Source organism: Streptomyces sp. NPDC039609 (assembly GCF_055596705.1).
In genome coordinates this window covers 167,126-181,825 of record NZ_JBVIUJ010000012.1, presented here as the reverse complement: position 1 = coordinate 181,825, position 14,700 = coordinate 167,126, and the positions used below count along the sequence as shown (strand labels likewise).

At 71.2% G+C, this 14,700-nt stretch carries 15 protein-coding genes; 4 read left to right on the top strand and 11 right to left on the bottom strand.

The annotated features are described in order from the left end of the window. Window positions 1–236 precede the first annotated feature (236 nt). Window positions 237–698, bottom strand: coding sequence for a molybdenum cofactor biosynthesis protein MoaE (locus tag ACZ561_RS31265; protein ID WP_471001373.1), 462 nt, complete (start codon window positions 696–698; stop codon window positions 237–239). A gap of 78 nt (window positions 699–776) precedes the next feature. Then, entirely contained in the window at window positions 777–1,886 is a 1,110-nt protein-coding gene (locus tag ACZ561_RS31260) for an SDR family oxidoreductase (RefSeq protein ID WP_329116249.1), read from the bottom strand. A 210-nt stretch (window positions 1,887–2,096) separates the two neighbouring features. On the opposite strand from ACZ561_RS31260, the gene ACZ561_RS31255 reads away from it, so the two are divergent. Together ACZ561_RS31255 and ACZ561_RS31250 are read left to right on the top strand one after the other, a co-directional pair. Next, window positions 2,097–3,536, top strand: coding sequence for a zinc-dependent metalloprotease (locus ACZ561_RS31255; protein ID WP_471001369.1), 1,440 nt, complete (start codon window positions 2,097–2,099; stop codon window positions 3,534–3,536). After that, window positions 3,533–4,063 carry an NUDIX hydrolase gene (locus tag ACZ561_RS31250; RefSeq protein ID WP_471001366.1) on the top strand — a complete coding sequence of 177 codons (531 nt, stop codon included), beginning with the start codon at window positions 3,533–3,535 and terminating at the stop codon, window positions 4,061–4,063. Before ACZ561_RS31255 ends, ACZ561_RS31250 begins: the two co-directional genes overlap by 4 nt. Window positions 4,064–4,129: 66 nt before the next feature. On the opposite strand, the gene ACZ561_RS31245 is transcribed toward ACZ561_RS31250, so the two are convergent. From ACZ561_RS31245 to ACZ561_RS31230, 4 genes are all read right to left on the bottom strand, one after another. After that, complete coding sequence (locus tag ACZ561_RS31245; RefSeq protein WP_376445891.1) at window positions 4,130–4,885, bottom strand: AIM24 family protein; 756 nt, start codon at window positions 4,883–4,885, stop codon at window positions 4,130–4,132. Between the two features lie 19 nt (window positions 4,886–4,904). Further along, window positions 4,905–5,585, bottom strand: a complete 681-nt coding sequence (locus ACZ561_RS31240) for an AIM24 family protein (RefSeq protein ID WP_329116257.1) — start codon at window positions 5,583–5,585, stop codon at window positions 4,905–4,907. A gap of 13 nt (window positions 5,586–5,598) precedes the next feature. Then, window positions 5,599–7,203 (bottom strand): TerD family protein, encoded by a 1,605-nt coding sequence (locus ACZ561_RS31235; RefSeq protein WP_471001362.1) that lies wholly within the window; start codon window positions 7,201–7,203, stop codon window positions 5,599–5,601. Window positions 7,204–7,325: 122 nt separating this feature from the next. Continuing rightward, window positions 7,326–7,928, bottom strand: coding sequence for a M48 metallopeptidase family protein (locus tag ACZ561_RS31230; RefSeq protein WP_471001359.1), 603 nt, complete (start codon window positions 7,926–7,928; stop codon window positions 7,326–7,328). Window positions 7,929–8,114: 186 nt separating this feature from the next. Here ACZ561_RS31230 and ACZ561_RS31225 point away from each other — a divergent pair, with 186 nt between their 5' ends. Both ACZ561_RS31225 and ACZ561_RS31220 read left to right on the top strand, forming a co-directional pair. Beyond that, window positions 8,115–9,266 carry a ThiF family adenylyltransferase gene (locus tag ACZ561_RS31225; RefSeq protein WP_471001356.1) on the top strand — a complete coding sequence of 384 codons (1,152 nt, stop codon included), beginning with the start codon at window positions 8,115–8,117 and terminating at the stop codon, window positions 9,264–9,266. A 40-nt stretch (window positions 9,267–9,306) separates the two neighbouring features. Next, on the top strand, window positions 9,307–10,650 hold the full coding sequence (locus tag ACZ561_RS31220) for an ABC1 kinase family protein (RefSeq protein WP_471001353.1): 1,344 nt from the start codon (window positions 9,307–9,309) through the stop codon (window positions 10,648–10,650). Window positions 10,651–10,681: 31 nt separating this feature from the next. Here ACZ561_RS31220 and ACZ561_RS31215 read toward each other — a convergent pair whose 3' ends face one another. The 5 genes from ACZ561_RS31215 to ACZ561_RS31195 all read right to left on the bottom strand — a co-directional run bounded on the left by ACZ561_RS31215 (window position 10,682) and on the right by ACZ561_RS31195 (window position 14,607). Further along, complete coding sequence (locus ACZ561_RS31215) at window positions 10,682–10,864, bottom strand: hypothetical protein (protein ID WP_329116267.1); 183 nt, start codon at window positions 10,862–10,864, stop codon at window positions 10,682–10,684. 91 nt (window positions 10,865–10,955) lie between these two features. After that, the gene (locus ACZ561_RS31210) at window positions 10,956–11,279 is read right to left on the bottom strand and encodes a hypothetical protein (RefSeq protein WP_471001350.1); all 324 of its coding nucleotides are present in this window, start codon (window positions 11,277–11,279) and stop codon (window positions 10,956–10,958) included. After that, complete coding sequence (locus ACZ561_RS31205) at window positions 11,276–11,644, bottom strand: WhiB family transcriptional regulator (RefSeq protein WP_137993472.1); 369 nt, start codon at window positions 11,642–11,644, stop codon at window positions 11,276–11,278. Before ACZ561_RS31205 ends, ACZ561_RS31210 begins: the two co-directional genes overlap by 4 nt. Before the next feature lie 173 nt (window positions 11,645–11,817). Then, the gene (locus ACZ561_RS31200) at window positions 11,818–12,177 is read right to left on the bottom strand and encodes a hypothetical protein (RefSeq protein WP_376446124.1); all 360 of its coding nucleotides are present in this window, start codon (window positions 12,175–12,177) and stop codon (window positions 11,818–11,820) included. A 180-nt stretch (window positions 12,178–12,357) separates the two neighbouring features. Further along, window positions 12,358–14,607 (bottom strand): ATP-dependent DNA helicase UvrD2, encoded by a 2,250-nt coding sequence (locus ACZ561_RS31195; RefSeq protein WP_471001347.1) that lies wholly within the window; start codon window positions 14,605–14,607, stop codon window positions 12,358–12,360. Between the last annotated feature and the right edge of the window lie 93 nt (window positions 14,608–14,700).

The following is a 14,700-nucleotide window of genomic DNA, read 5'->3' as shown; positions in this document are numbered from 1 at the left end:
CTCCCATCCCCAAGAGCACCGCAATCGGCCGGGACCCGGCCGATCAGCAGATTAACGATCTGCAGCTACAACGCTGCTGCCAGGGGGCCGGTTACGCAAATCGGGGCAGGCGACTACACGACGTCGGCGCGGCGCCTTGCCAAGCGCTCCCGAGCGCCCAGCCCGGGGCGGGCGCTCAGCAGAAGCCGGCTCTCTCCCTGACTCCGTCCGGGTGACCCCCGGGCCCGGGGCGGGGCTCAGCAGGAGCCGACCCACTCCTCGGTGCCGTCGGAGAAGGTCTGGTGCTTCCAGATGGGGACCTCGTGCTTGAGGTCGTCGATCAGCTTGCGGCAGGCCTCGAAGGCCTCCCCGCGGTGAGGGCAGGAGACCGCGACGACGACCGCGAGGTCGCCCACCTGCAGGTCGCCCACCCGATGGACGGCGGCCAGCGCGCGGACGGGGTAGTCGGCGACGACCTTCTCGGCGACCCGGCGCAGCTCGGCCTCGGCGGACGGGTGGCAGGAGTACCCGAGCGCGTCGACGTCCGCGCCGCCGTCGTGGTTGCGCACGGTGCCCACGAAGAGGGTCGTGCCCCCGGCCGCGTCGTCGCCGACGGCCCGGAAGACCTCGTCGACGGAGAGCGGGGTCTCACGGATCGCGAGCAGCTTGATCGGGTCGGCTGCGACCTGCTCGCCGGGGTGGTCATGGGTGCGTGCCATGGGCCCATGGTGCCGTACCGAACGGACATCCCGGAATAGAGCTTTCGACCGGTGGGACGGACCCTCCGTAGGAGGGTCCTACATGCCGCGCCGCTTCCGCATCTGGCGCACGAGCGCAGCCGTGCCCAGCAGCGCCACCGTCGCACCGGCCGCGCCCGCCGCCGTGGCGTCCTTGCGGCCGAGCCGACGGCCCGCGACCGTGTGCCGGCCCTCGACCTCCTCCAGGAGCGCGGCGAGCACCTCTTCGTTGGTCCACCGCGGCCGCCAGCCGGCGTCGTGCAGCCGTCCGACGCTGACCACCCAGGGGTGCATCGTGTACGCCAGGTCCCCCGCCGGTGAGGGCGTGAGCCCGATCCGGTGCAGCCGGGCCGCCGCGCCGAGGGCGACCGCGGAGGGCAGCTCCATGCGCCGGATCCCGGAGAGTTCCTCGACCTCCTCCTGCTCCAGCCATCCGTCGCAGCCGACCGCGAACTCGCCGTCGACCTTCTCCAGGGCCGCGTACTCCAGCGCGCTGACAAGGTCGTCGACGTGGCAGAACTGCCAGGTGGGACGGGATCCGGCGACGACGAGCAGCCGCGGCGACTCGAAGTAGCGGGTCAGGGCGGTGTCCGTACCGCCGACCAGGACCGCGGGCCTGACGACGGTGACGTGCAGGCCCGGGTGGGCGCGGGGCGCGCGGCGGCCGAGCCGCTCGATCTCCAGCAGGTCACCGACGCCGGTCGCCTCGGCCGTCGCCCGCAGCTCGGCGTCCTCGGAGAGCGGGATGTCGTTGTCGGGCAGCGCGCCGTAGACCATGGCGGAGGTGCAGAGCACCACCCGGTGCACGCCCGCCGCCGCGGCGGCGGTGAGGACGGTCTGCGCGCCACGCACGTTGTAGGCCGTTCGGGCGGCGGCGTCCGACTCCAGGTCGAGGTCGACGGCGAGGTGCACGACGACGTCGGCGCCCCGCAGCTTCTCGGCGATCGCCGGGTCACGGACGTCGAGGATGTGCCACTGCGCCTCGGAGACCTCGCCGCGGCGCTCGTCGATCGCGATGACCTGCTTGATCTCCTCCGAGGCGGCAAGGCGCCTGGTCAGCAGGTCGCCGACCCCGGAGGCGGCGCCCGTGACCGCGACCACGGGGCCGCGCCCGGCGGACCGGGTTGAGATGTTTCGCGCTGCGCGAACCTGAGGATCTGGGGAACTCACCGGGCGTCTCCAGCGGTTGTCTTCAGTACGTACACGAATGACGCGTACGTACCAGGTGGCGTCCATCCTGCCGCAGGCCACGTCCCGGCGGAGCACCGAGCCCATATCCGGCCCGGATGTCTACGCTGGTGGTGTGCAGCCGGGCATCGAGCCGAGCCAGGAAAGCCGCCGTCGGAAGGAATCCGGCGGCCCTACGAGCCGAGGAAACCTGTGAGTGACTCCCCATTCGGATTCGGCCTTCCGCCGGAGGAGCCGGAGAACGGCGACGAGGGCAAGAAGAAGGACCCCGCCGGAGGTGGCCAGGGGTCCGGTGGCCAGGGCGGCGGCAACCCGTTCGGGGCCAATCCGTTCGGCTTCGGCGGTCTGCCGGGGATGGGCGGTCCCGGTGGCGCGGACAATCCCTTCGCCGCGATGTTCGGCTCGCTGAACCCCAACGACCTGGGCGCGGCCTTCCAGCAGCTCGGCCAGATGCTCTCGTACGAGGGCGGTCCCGTGAACTGGGACATGGCCAAGCAGATCGCCCGCCAGGTGGTCGCACAGGGCACGCCCGACGGCACCAAGGACGCCAGTGTCGGTCCGGCGGAGAAGGCCGCGGTCGAGGAGGCCGTACGCCTGGCCGACCTGTGGCTCGACGGTGTGACCTCGCTGCCCTCGGGGGCGAGCACGTCCGTGGCGTGGAGCCGTGCGGAGTGGGTCGAGGCGACGCTGCCGGCCTGGCAGCAGCTGGTGGACCCGGTGGCCGAGCGGGTCGGCGCGGCGATGGGTGATGTGCTGCCCGAGGAGATGCAGGCCATGGCGGGCCCGCTGATCGGCATGATGCGCTCGATGGGCGGTGCGATGTTCGGTCAGCAGATCGGGCAGGCCGTCGGCGCGCTCGCGGGCGAGGTCGTCGGTTCGACCGATGTGGGTCTGCCGCTGGGCCCGGCCGGCAAGGCGGCGCTGCTGCCGCTGAACATCGAGTCCCTCGGCAAGGACCTGGGTGTCCCCAAGGACGAGGTGCGGCTGTACCTGGCCCTGCGCGAGGCCGCCCACCAGCGGCTCTTCGCCCATGTGCCGTGGCTGCGCTCGCATCTGTTCGGCGCGGTCGAGGGCTATGCCCGAGGGATCAAGGTCGACACCTCGAAGCTGGAGGAGGCGGTGGGTCAGCTCGACCCGACGCACCCGGAGCAGCTTCAGGAGGCGCTGCAGCAGGGCATGTTCCAGCCCGAGGACACGCCGGAGCAGAAGGCCGCTCTGGCCCGTCTGGAGACGGCGCTCGCGCTGGTCGAGGGCTGGGTGGACGCGGTGGTCCACGAGGCCGCGAAGTCCCGGCTGACCTCGGCGGACGCGCTTCGCGAGACGCTGCGCAGGCGCCGGGCGAGCGGCGGTCCCGCCGAGCAGACCTTCGCGACCCTGATCGGTCTCGAACTGCGTCCGCGCCGGCTGCGGGACGCCTCGCGGCTGTGGGCCTCGCTCACGGACGCGCGCGGTGTCGACGGCCGCGACGACCTGTGGGAGCACCCGGACATGCTGCCGACGGCGTCCGATCTGGACGACCCGGACGGCTTCGTCCACCGCGAGCAGCTCGACTTCTCGGAGATCGACAAGATGCTGGGCGAGGCGGCCCGCGGTGACGGCGACGACGAGGGCAAGGACGACGGCGCCAAGTGAGCCTGCACGAAGACGCCGTTCTCGTACTGAAGTCGTACGGGTCGAACGGAGCGCAGGACGAGCTGCGCCAGACGTATCTGGACCACCTCGCGGCGCACGAGGACGGGATGTGGAAGGCCTGCGAGGCCGGGCATCTGACGGCCAGTGCGCTGGTGGTGGACCCGGAGCGCGGGCGGGTGCTCCTGACGCTGCACAAGAAGCTCGGCATGTGGCTGCAGATGGGCGGTCACTGCGAGCCGGGTGACACGACGCTGGCGGAGGCGGCGCTGCGGGAGGCGACGGAGGAGTCCGGCATCCCGGGCCTCACGCTGCTGCCCGGTGGCCCCGTGCGGCTCGACCGGCATCCGATCCCGGCGCCGTGCCACTGGCATCTGGATGTGCAGTACGCGGCGCTGGCACCGGCCGGCGCGGTGGAGGCGATCAGCGAGGAGTCGCTGGATCTGCGCTGGTTCGCGTACGACGAGGTGGCGTCCGTGGCCGACACCTCGGTCGTACGGCTGCTGGAGGGCACCCGCGCCCGTCTGTAGAGCAGGTATGAGCAAGGGGCGGCCTCATGGGAGGCCGCCCCTTGTCTGTGCCCGGTTCCCGGTGCGTCAGTTCCAGGCGTTGTTCTGGTTCTGCGCGTGCGAACCGTGCTGGCCCGCACCGAACTGGGCGGCGATGCCCTGGCCGATGGCCGCGTTCTGCGGCGGCATGACCTCGCTGGGCTGGACGAGGGCGAAGCCCTGTCCGAGGAAGCTGAGCTCCCAGCCCTCGCCCGTGTCGCCACGGCGGCGGCGGATGCTGGAGTTGTGCGTCTGCGCCTGCATCTGCACCCGCAGCCCGGTGGACCAGGCGACGATCGCGTCCGCGTCGACGTTGACGTACTTGTCCGGCGTGACGTGCATCATCAGCGGCTGACCGGAGGTCATCAGGGCGACCTTGCCGCGGCCGGAGATGTTCAGCTGGTACTTGCCGGAGCCGGAGATGCCGTACTGGCTGTCCACGGCGATGACCTCGGTGTTGAGGGTCGAGTCCAGCGCCAGGACGTAGGCGCTGTCGACGGTCATGCCCTCCTGCTCGACCTCCACGACGTGGATGTACTGGGCGAGGTTGGCGAAGTAGACCGTGCCCTGGCCGGAGCAGCGCATGAGGTCGAGACCTTCACCGGTCCGGGCCTGGGCGCGTCGCTGGCTGGGCGTCTTGTACTCGCCGTCGAAGTCGACGAGGCCCTGGTAGGCGACCATGGCGCCCTTGCGGGCGAGGATGTCGTCCGAGCCGTTCAGGGCGACCCGCAGCAGCTGCGGGTTCTGGATGACGTACCGTTCCTGGCTCTGCTGCTCGGCGTAGTTGAAAAGCGGGCTCTGCATGGTGTGTTCTCGCTCCCCCTCAGCCCCGGATCCGCAGGCGGTCGGTGCTGTCCTCGCTCGGCTGTACGACGACGATGCCCTGGCCGGAGAAGGCCATCTGGTACGCCTCGCCGCTGCCCCGCCCGATCAGGGAGGAGGCCTTGAAGCTGCGCTTGCCCTTGACCTTGAGCGCCGGCGACCAGGCGACGAGCGCGTCGGGGTCGACGTACGTCTCGTCCTCGCCACGCCCGCAGTCGACCACGATCGGCGTGCCGCGCGAGGTCAGGGCGACCCAGCCGGTGCCTGCGATCTCGACGTTGAACAGGCCCTGCCCGGCGAACTTGGCGAGGCCCTTGACCTTCTCGACGCCCCACTGGAGGTGGGCGTCGAAGGCCAGCAGGTTGGTGCCGTTGACCGACAGCGAGTCGTTGTTGAGGTTGATCACGACGACGTCCGCGCCGTAGTCGGCGAGGTAGAGCAGACCGTCGCCCGAGCACTTCATGATGGGCGCGCCCTCGCCGGTGACCCACTGCTGGGCGACCTGGCGGGCGGCGGGCGGGTTGGGCTCGTAGGTGACGAAGCCCTCGTAGGCGACCATCGAGCCGGTGCGCGCGTAGAGGTCCTGGCCGGAGGCCATGGCCACCTTGAGCATCGTGCGGCCGTGGTTCTCCATCCGGGCCGCCATCGGGGTCGGGGCGAAGCCCGCGAGTTGCTGGTTCATTCTTCGGGCTCCCTCAGACCTCGTACGGCTGGACGACGATGAAGTTGCCGGGGGCGCCCCGGAACTGGAGGTTCACCGTCTCCCCGCTGTGCCCGGGGTACGCGTTGCGGCGCAGCCGGACCTGGCTGGAGAGGATCACCTGCGACGCGGACGACCAGGCGACGACGGCGTTGCAGTCGGCGAAGGTGGTCGGCGTGACGGGCAGGACGACCGGGGTGCCGTGCGTCTTGACGACGACGGTGCCGGTGCCCTGGAACTGCATGGTGAACAGGGCGCCGCCGGGGATGCCGTGGCCCTCGACCCTCCGTACTTCGTACTGGAGGGACTCGTCGAAGGCGAGCACGTTCTCCGCGGAGACGCAGATGCCGTCGCCCTGGAGCTCGATCGGGTGGAGGTGGGCGCCCTCCTCCGCGAGGAAGACCTGGCCGCGGCCGGTGCAGCGCATCAGCTGCATCTCCTGGCCGGTGGCGTTGCCGACGATCCGGCCGGTGAACCCGGCGCCCTTGTGGCTGAAGTCGACCTTGCCCTGGTACATGACCATGCTGCCCTGGCGGGCGAGGACGGGGACGCCGCCCATCTGCAGGTCTACCCGCATGAGCTGCTGGTTCTGCGGGGTCCAGCGGGCGCCGGTCGCGGTCTCCTTGTACGGCTGGAGCGCGGCGGCGAGCCCGGCGCCGGTGGCCGGCACGCCCTGCGGGACGCCCATGTGGCCCGGCTGCATACCCGGCGGCGTGCCGGGGGGCTGCTGGCCGAACTGCGGCTGTCCGTACGGCGACGGCGCGGGCTGGCCGTACGCCGGTGCCTGGCCGTACGCCGGTGCCTGGCCCGGGACCTGCCCGAACTGCGGCTGCTGGGGCTGCTGCGGCATCGGCTGCTGCGGCTGGCCGTACGGGGACGGCGCGGGCGCGGGTGCGGCCGGAGGGGCCATGGGAGCGGCCATGGTGGGGGCCGCGTGCACCGGCTGGACCGGGGCCTGCGGCGCCGGAGCGGGCGCGGGCGCGGTCGGCGCACCGAACGCCGGCGGGGCGGTGGCCTGCGCGGGCGGGCCGAAGCCGGGGGCTCCCTGCGGTGCCTGGGCCGCGGGCTGCTCCTCGGCGACCTCGCCGCCGAAGTTCTTCAGCAGCGCGTCCAGGCCGCCGTCGAAGCCCTGCCCGATGGCGGCGAACCGCCAGACGTCCTTGAGGTAGAAGTCGCCGAGCATGACGGCGCGCTCGGTGGAGAACTCCGTTCCCGTGAACGGGTATCGGACGACCTCTTCACCACCCGCCACGATGCGGATGTAGCCCGGTCCGACCTGCGACATCTGGCCGGCACCGTCGATGGTCGCGGTGAACGACAGCTTGTGGATGTTCGCCGGGATACGGTCCAGCGTGACGCGGAAGGACTCGGTGTCGCCCGACTGCGCGCCGAGCAGCTGAATGGACTCCTCCGGCGACTTCGGCTGGTTGAAGAAGATGAAGTACCGGTCGTCCGACAACTGCTCGTTGGCGTCGAGGCCGAAACAGCTGATGTCGAAGGTCAGTCCGGGCGCGGAGATCTGCACCCCGACGTACAGATCGGTCCCCGGTGTCAGATCACTGATCTTGGCCTTGTGGCCGCGTTGGAATTCCCTGGCCATGCGTAACGACCGTCCCCCATCCCGAATGTGAATGCGTCGCGCCAGGCTAACGGCTGTACGTGACATTGAGCCAAGCTGGTACGCATTCGGTACAGGATTGACCAGCGGGGCGAGTGGGGGTGCTACTCCCCGCGTGCGGCGGGCAGATGCGGCAGCCGGTCCGCCGCGACCACGCCTTCGAGGTATCCGCGGGCCCGTTCGGTGCGCGGGTACGCCTCCAGGAGCCGCCAGAACCGGGGGCCGTGGCCCGGCACGAGGAGATGGGCCAGCTCGTGCACGAGGACGTAGTCGACGACGTACTCGGGCATGCCCTGGAGTCGGTGCGAGAGACGGATGCTGCCTTCCGATGGGGTGCAGGAGCCCCAGCGGGTGTTCTGGTTGGTCACCCAGCGTACGGACGTCGGCCGTGCCCGGCCGGCGAAGTACTGCTCCGACAACCGCTCGGCACGCTCGGTGAGTTCACTGTCGCCGAGGAGCCGCTTGCTCTCCTGGGCGGCCAGCTTGTCCAGCATGACCGTCACCCAGCGTTGCTCCTCCGCCTCGGACATCCGGGCCGGGATGAGCACGATGGTCCGGTCGCCCTCGCGGTAGGCGGAGACGGTTCTGCTCCGCCGGGAGCTTCTGCGGACCTCGACCGCACTCGTCCCCGAGCCGCGGGGCGGTTTGCTTGTCACGCTGCGCTGTGGGTCGGCGGGCACGGGCCCGACGTTACCCGCTGTCAGCATGGGAAGTCCCGCCTCCGGGACGGTTCGGCCGTGATCCCTTCACAGCGTGCACCATTTGAATGATTAATACCCCGCCCCTGTGGACAACTTTCCGCGTCCGTCTCGACTCGCGGGCAATCTGATGTTCGGCCGGCGGGGAACGGCCGAGCGCGAAGAGGACGACGGATCAAGATCACGGGGGCGGAAATGCATCCGATGCTGAAACCGGCGCTGCGGCGCGCCTGGCGGAATCTGCAGAGCGTGCAGTTCGGGGCCACTCCCGCACACGCGGTGGTGCTGGGCCCGGTCGACACGGCCACCGGCAGTCTGCTGGGTCTGCTCGACGGCACCCGCGGCATGGAACGGCTGCGGGACGAAGCCCGTGCGCTGGGGCTGCCGGACGGGGTGCTCGAGAGGCTGCTCGGACGGCTTGCGGAGGCGGGGCTGATCGCCGACGGCGCGGCCGGCCGGCCGGGAAAGGCCGGTGGCGCCACGCCGGCGAACAGCGCGCTCGATCCGCTCCGTGCCGATCTGGCCTCACTCTCCGTGATCCACCGGGAGCCGGACGGGGCGTTACGAAGACTGGCCGCCCGGCGCGCCCTGCGCGTCCAGGTCCGGGGCGCGGGACGGGTCGGCTCGGCGGTCGCCGCCCTGCTCTCGGCGTCCGGCGTGGGCCGCGTGGAGGTGCTGGACTCCGGATCGGTGGAGCCCTGGGAGGTGTCGCCGGGCGGGCTGCCGCCCGACGCGGTCGGCGAACGGCGGGCGGTGGCGGCGCGCAGACTCGTGGCGCGGTCGGCCCCGGGCGGCCGCGGACCACGGGCGCCGCGGCGCGAGCCGGGTGAGAGCGGGCACGAGCCCGGACTCTCACTCGTGGTGGTGACACCGAGGGACGGCCTCGCCGCCTACCTCCCGGATCCCGTCACCGCCGAGAGCTGGATCACGACGGGCATTCCCCATCTCTACGCGGGGGTGTTGGAGGCCACGGGTGTCGTCGGTCCGCTGGTGCTGCCGGGTGCGACGGCCTGTGCGGGGTGCATGCAGGAGACACGGACGGACCGGGAGCCGGTGTGGCCCCGGATGCTGGCGCAGTGGCGCTCGGGCCCGCCCCACGCCCTGCCGGCCTGTGATCTGGGTCTCGCGACGGCGGTGGCCGGATTGGCCGCGTCCCACGCCCTGGCGTTCCTGGACGGTGAGTTGCCGGCCTGCGCGGGGGCCCGGTTCGAGGCGTCGCTGCCGCTCCTGGAGTGGCGGGAGGAGCGGATGAGGCCACACCCGGCGTGTTCGTGCGGCGCGGTGGGGCGCGGAGAGGGGGAGCATGAGGCGGGGGTCCCGACCCCGCACGACACAATGGCGGGGTAACCGCCCTGCGCGGCACGGCATCTGGGTTTTGGAGGGGCGTATGTCTGATCTACCCCGGAAGGCGGTCACCCGGACCGCCAGGTTGGCCGCGTTGCCCTTGGGCTTCGCAGGACGGGCCACCTGGGGACTGGGCAAGCGGATCGGCGGCAAGTCCGCCGAGATCGTCGCCCGCGAGCTGCAACAGCGCACGGCCGAGCAGCTTTTCAAGGTGCTCGGGGAACTTAAGGGCGGGGCGATGAAGTTCGGGCAGGCCCTGTCCGTCTTCGAGTCGGCGCTGCCGGAGGAGGTGGCGGGCCCCTACCGGGCCGCGCTCACCAAGCTCCAGGAAGCGGCGCCCCCGATGCCGACCCGCACGGTGCACGGGGTGCTCGAGGAGCGGCTCGGCGAGGAGTGGCGTGAGCTGTTCGTGGAGTTCGAGGACAAGCCCGCGGCGGCGGCCTCCATCGGCCAGGTGCACCGGGCGGTGTGGCACGACGGCCGCGAGGTGGCGGTGAAGGTGCAGTACCCGGGGGCGGGCGAGGCGCTGCTGTCGGATCTGACGCAGCTGAGCCGGTTCGCCCGGCTGCTGGGCCCGCTGATCCCCGGCATGGACATCAAGCCGCTGATCACCGAACTGCGCGACCGTGTCTCGGAGGAGCTGGACTACGGCCTCGAGGCCCAGGCCCAGCGGGAGCACGCCGAGGTGTTCGAGGGCGACCCCGATGTGGTGGTGCCGCGGGTCGTGCACCAGTGCGAGCAGGTCCTTGTGACGGAGTGGATCGACGGGATTCCGCTCTCCGAGGTGATCGCGGACGGCACCGAGGAGCAGCGGAACCGGGCCGGCCAGCTGCTGGCGCGCTTCCTCTTCTCCGGCCCCGCCCGCACGGGGCTGCTGCATGCCGATCCGCACCCGGGCAACTTCCGGCTGCTGCCGGGCGGTGACGGCGAGGAAGGTCCGGAAGGCTGGCGGCTCGGGGTGCTGGACTTCGGCACCGTGGACCGGCTGCCGGGCGGGCTGCCGGAGACGATCGGCACCTGTCTGCGGCTGACCCTGGAGGGTGACGCGGAGACGGTCTACGAGCTGCTCCGCGAGGAGGGCTTCGTGAAGGAGTCCGTCGCTCTCGATCCGGACGCGGTGCTGGAGTACCTGCTGCCGATCATCGAGCCGGCCGAGGCCGAGGTGTTCGGGTTCACCCGGGGATGGATCAGGACCCAGGCCGGCCGGATCGCGGACCCCCGCTCCCCCGCGCACCAGCTGGGCAAGCAACTGAACCTGCCGCCGTCGTATCTCCTGATACACCGTGTGACGCTCAGCACCATCGGGGTGCTCTGCCAGCTGAACGCGAAGGTGCGGCTGCGGGACGAGCTGGAGGAGTGGCTGCCGGGCTTCGTCGCGGCCGAGTGAGCCGGCCGGGGAGACACCGCCGGGGCCGCCGTCACCACCAGGAGGAGTCGAGGCGGCCCTCGATGGACCGGATGTTCTCGCGGGCGCAGGCTTCGCAGAGATAGTGGCGGGCGCCGTTCTCCACCGAACAGGTCCACGTCACCGGGAGCTCCTCGGCGGTCTTCCCGCAGCGGGCGCAGACGATGGGCTCCTTGACGGGCGGGGCGTCGTTCACCCTCCTGACGATAGTCCGGAGGCGCCCGCACCGCGCCGCAACGCACCGCGGGGGCCGGTCCGTTCGGACCGGCCCCCGCGAGGTTCTTTCATCAGTGCATGACGGCCATGGCCAGCGCGCGGCGGGCGCGCAGGGACACACGCTCGGCACGCCGCTGCATCCGCCGGGCGGCGACCAGGCGCACGGCCTGGCGTTCCGCGTCGGCTTCCCGCATGCGGTCGTGCATATGAGCACGAGCCAAGGCTTCTGGGATGAGTTGCATCTCACGGGTCCTGTTCTGACGCGAGGCGTTCGCGCCGGTGATGGAAACGTCTGGGGTCGCGGAGCCGGAGGGCTCGCTGGTGGAAGAGGTCATCGGGGCCTGCTTCTGGGGATCGTGCGTGAGGGGTCGGTCGATGGTTCCGGTGACGTTCATGCCGCGACCGGGTTCTTGCGCGGGCGGCCACGCGGCCGCTTGCGAGCTACGACGACTCCCTGGACGAACAGCTCGCCGCCCCAGACGCCCCACGGCTCACGCCGCTCCTTCGCGCCGGCGAGGCAGGCCTCCATCAGCGGGCAGGTGCGGCAGAGGGACTTGGCGTACTCGACGTCGGCCGGGGACTCGGCGAAGAAGACCTCCGGGTCGAACGAGCGGCAGGGGACGGGTACGCCGAGGTTCTCGATGGCGTCGTCGAGCGCGGTGAGCGCGGTGAGGGGGGTCAAGGTGGAGTCCTCCGTGAGGCCGGGCGGGGGGATCGTTTCGGAAGGCGGTACGGACGGGGCGTGCGCTTCGAGTTGCACGGTGGTGTTTCCTCGTCTGGTCGTTCCGGCCTGTTGGCCGGGGTTTCGGCTGGTACCGGGTTCTGCTGGTCCCGAGGCCCCTTCGCTCTGTCGCCCCCGTTCGGGGACAAACAAAAGGGCCGCGGATCCCGGGTGGGGTTCCGCGGCCCTGAAGGCGCCGGCCTGATCGTCGATCAGGCTGGATCACTCCAGGGTTCGAGCCCACGGAAGGCCCACTTCGTGTGGTGCTGCGTCGTCTGCTGCTTGGTTTCGGCACCGGTCGCCGCAAAGTCATAGGCCTTGGCCTCGACTGCTGCTACTCCTGCTTCCAGTGCCTTGGTCGGTCGCTCATTGCGCTCCATGACGAGCAGACCCGCAAGGGCGGCCGGCCGCAGGGAAGCGGCGGCGCCGGCCATACCAGCGCCGGACAGACCGGTGCCAGGAAGACCGCTGCCAATGAACGCCGAGCCGGAGAGGCCGAGCGAGCAGGCGGAGACGACCGAGCGATCGGTCATTTTGTCGGTGCTGACGAAGCTGACGTTGGTGCTGTTGATGTTGCTGATCACTGGAATCGCCTCCTCTCGGCGTCTCGGAGGGCTCGGGGTGAGCCGGACCCTCATGTTCATTTGGACAAGTACAGCACGAAAGCAGGGCTTCGAAGAAGCCGCTGTTTCCGTGGTTAAGAACCTATGGGGCTTGACGGGGGGTGCGCAAACTATTTTTTCGACGAGTTTTCATGAGTCCTGCTCGTCGTCTCCTCCAGGCGCCCCACCTGGCTCTTCGCCCGCGCAGATGGCGAGGACGTCGACCCCGAAGCGGTCGAGCTTGCGGACGCCGACCCCGGAGATCCCCGCGAGTTCGCCGTCGGTGGACGGCATGCGCTCGGCGATCGCCATCAGCGTCTTGTCGGTGAACACGCAGTACGCGGGCTGCCCGAGCTCCTTGGCCTGGTCGGCACGCCAGTCGCGCAGCCTCTCGTAGAGCGCCTCGTCCATGTCGGAGGGGCAGTCCTCACAGCGCATCAGCTTCATCTCACCGGCTTCGGTGAGTGTGGCGCCGCAGACGCGGCACAGCACCGGACCGCGGCGCTTGCGGCGGGCGGCGCCGCCCCTCTCGATGGAGCCGCCGCCTCCCGTGCTGCCCACACCGAGAGCGCCGGAGCCGGGGCGCAGCCCCTTGAGGAAGCGGGTGGGGCGCCGGGAGGCGCGGCCGCCCGGGGAGCGGGAGAGCGCCCAGGAGAGCGTGAGGTGCAGCCGGGCGCGGGTGACCCCGACGTACAGCAGGCGCCGTTCCTCCTCGACCTGTTCGTCGGTCTTGGCGTAGGTGATCGGCATCATGCCCTCGGTGAGGCCGACCAGGAAGACGGCGTCCCACTCCAGGCCCTTGGCCGCGTGCAGCGAGGCGAGGGTGACGCCCTGGACGGTCGGGGCGTGCTGGGCGGCGGCCCGCTCGTCGAGCTCGGCGACGAGGTCCGAGAGCGTGGCACCGCTCTTGGCGCGGGCGAAGTCCTCGGCGAGGCGGACGAGGGCGGCGAGGGACTCCCAGCGGTCACGGACGGCGCCGGAGCCGGCGGGCGGTTCGCTGGTCCAGCCCTTGGTGGAGAGCACGGCGCGGACCTGGGAGGGCAGGTCCTCGGCGTCGTCGAGGAGGGAGTCGTTGCCCCCGGCGCGGGCGGCTCCGCGCAGGGCGATGCCCGCCTCCCGTACCTCCTGGCGCTCGAAGAAGCGCTCGGCGCCGCGCAGCTGGTAGGGCACCCCGGCGTCGGCGAGGGCCTGTTCGTAGACCTCGGACTGGGCGTTGATGCGGTAGAGCACGGCGATCTCGCCGGCCGGGACGCCCGCGGCGATCAGGTCGCGGATGCGGCGGGCGGTGCCCTCGGCCTCGGCGGGCTCGTCGGCGTACTCGGTGTAGACGGGCTCGGGGCCGGTGTCGCGCTGGGAGATCAGCTCCAGGCGGTGCTCGGCGGCGCGGCCGCGGGCCTGGCTGAGGAGTCCGTTGGCGAGGTGCACGACCTGGGGGGTGGAGCGGTAGTCGCGGACGAGCTTGACCACCGTGGCGTTCGGGTGCCGGGTGCGGAAGTTCAGCAGGTGGTCGGGGGTGGCGCCGGTGAAGGAGTAGATGGTCTGGCTGGCGTCGCCGACGACGCAGAGGCTGTCGCGGTCGCCGAGCCACAGGTCGAGGAGCCGCTGCTGGAGCGGGGAGACGTCCTGGTACTCGTCCACCACGAAGTGCTGGTACTGGCTGCGGATCTGGTCGGCGATGTCGTGCCGGTCCTGGAGGATGCCGACCGTGAGCAGCAGCACGTCCTCGAAGTCGATCACCGAGCGGTCCCGCTTGAGCTGCTCGTACATGGCGTAGATCTGACCGATCTCGGCCGGGTCGCGGGGGGCGTCGCGGACCGACTTGGCGACGACCGCGGGATAGTCGGCCGGGACGGTCTGGGTGACCTTGGCCCACTCGATCTCGCCGGTGACGTCGCGCAGCTCGTTGCGGTCGAGCCGGACGCGGCAGCGCGCGGCCGACTCGGCCACGAGCTGGATCTTGCGCTCCAGGAGTCGGGGAAGATCGCCACCGACGACTTTCGGCCAGAAGTACTGGAGCTGACGCAGGGCGGCGGAGTGGAAGGTACGGGCCTGCACCCCGCCCGCGCCGAGCTCACGGAGCCGGCCGCGCATCTCCCCTGCCGCCCGGTTGGTGAACGTGACGGCCAGCACACTGCCGGGCTGGAGTATCCCCGCCCGCACCCCGTACGCGATGCGGTGCGTGATGGCCCGCGTCTTGCCCGTACCGGCTCCCGCCAGCACGCACACCGGGCCGTGCAGGGCCAGGGCGACCTCGCGCTGCTCGGGGTCGAGCCCGTCGAGCACCGCGTCGGCCGACTCGGGGACCTGCGGGAAGAGAGTGGAGTGCGTTGCTGCTGTCACCCCGCCATGCTGCCAGGTTCGCGAGGGGCGGTGCGTCGCGTTGTCCACAGGCCCGGACATGCAGTCATACGAATCACGGTCGTCCTCATCCGGGAATGGGGACGGGGGCGCGTACGTTCTCCTCCTCGGCACCTACCCCGCGAACAGAGGAGC

What these genes read in the sequence shown, in the direction of transcription:
- ACZ561_RS31265 (WP_471001373.1), bottom strand. Translation starts at nt 698, where the DNA reads ATGGCACGCACCCATGACCACCCCGGCGAGCAGGTCGCAGCCGACCCG.
- ACZ561_RS31245 (WP_376445891.1), bottom strand. Translation starts at nt 4,885, where the DNA reads ATGCAGAGCCCGCTTTTCAACTACGCCGAGCAGCAGAGCCAGGAACGG.
- ACZ561_RS31240 (WP_329116257.1), bottom strand. Translation starts at nt 5,585, where the DNA reads ATGAACCAGCAACTCGCGGGCTTCGCCCCGACCCCGATGGCGGCCCGG.
- ACZ561_RS31235 (WP_471001362.1), bottom strand. Translation starts at nt 7,203, where the DNA reads ATGGCCAGGGAATTCCAACGCGGCCACAAGGCCAAGATCAGTGATCTG.
- ACZ561_RS31230 (WP_471001359.1), bottom strand. Translation starts at nt 7,928, where the DNA reads ATGCTGACAGCGGGTAACGTCGGGCCCGTGCCCGCCGACCCACAGCGC.
- ACZ561_RS31225 (WP_471001356.1), top strand. Translation starts at nt 8,115, where the DNA reads ATGCATCCGATGCTGAAACCGGCGCTGCGGCGCGCCTGGCGGAATCTG.
- ACZ561_RS31220 (WP_471001353.1), top strand. Translation starts at nt 9,307, where the DNA reads ATGTCTGATCTACCCCGGAAGGCGGTCACCCGGACCGCCAGGTTGGCC.
- ACZ561_RS31210 (WP_471001350.1), bottom strand. Translation starts at nt 11,279, where the DNA reads ATGAACGTCACCGGAACCATCGACCGACCCCTCACGCACGATCCCCAG.
- ACZ561_RS31195 (WP_471001347.1), bottom strand. Translation starts at nt 14,607, where the DNA reads ATGTCCGGGCCTGTGGACAACGCGACGCACCGCCCCTCGCGAACCTGG.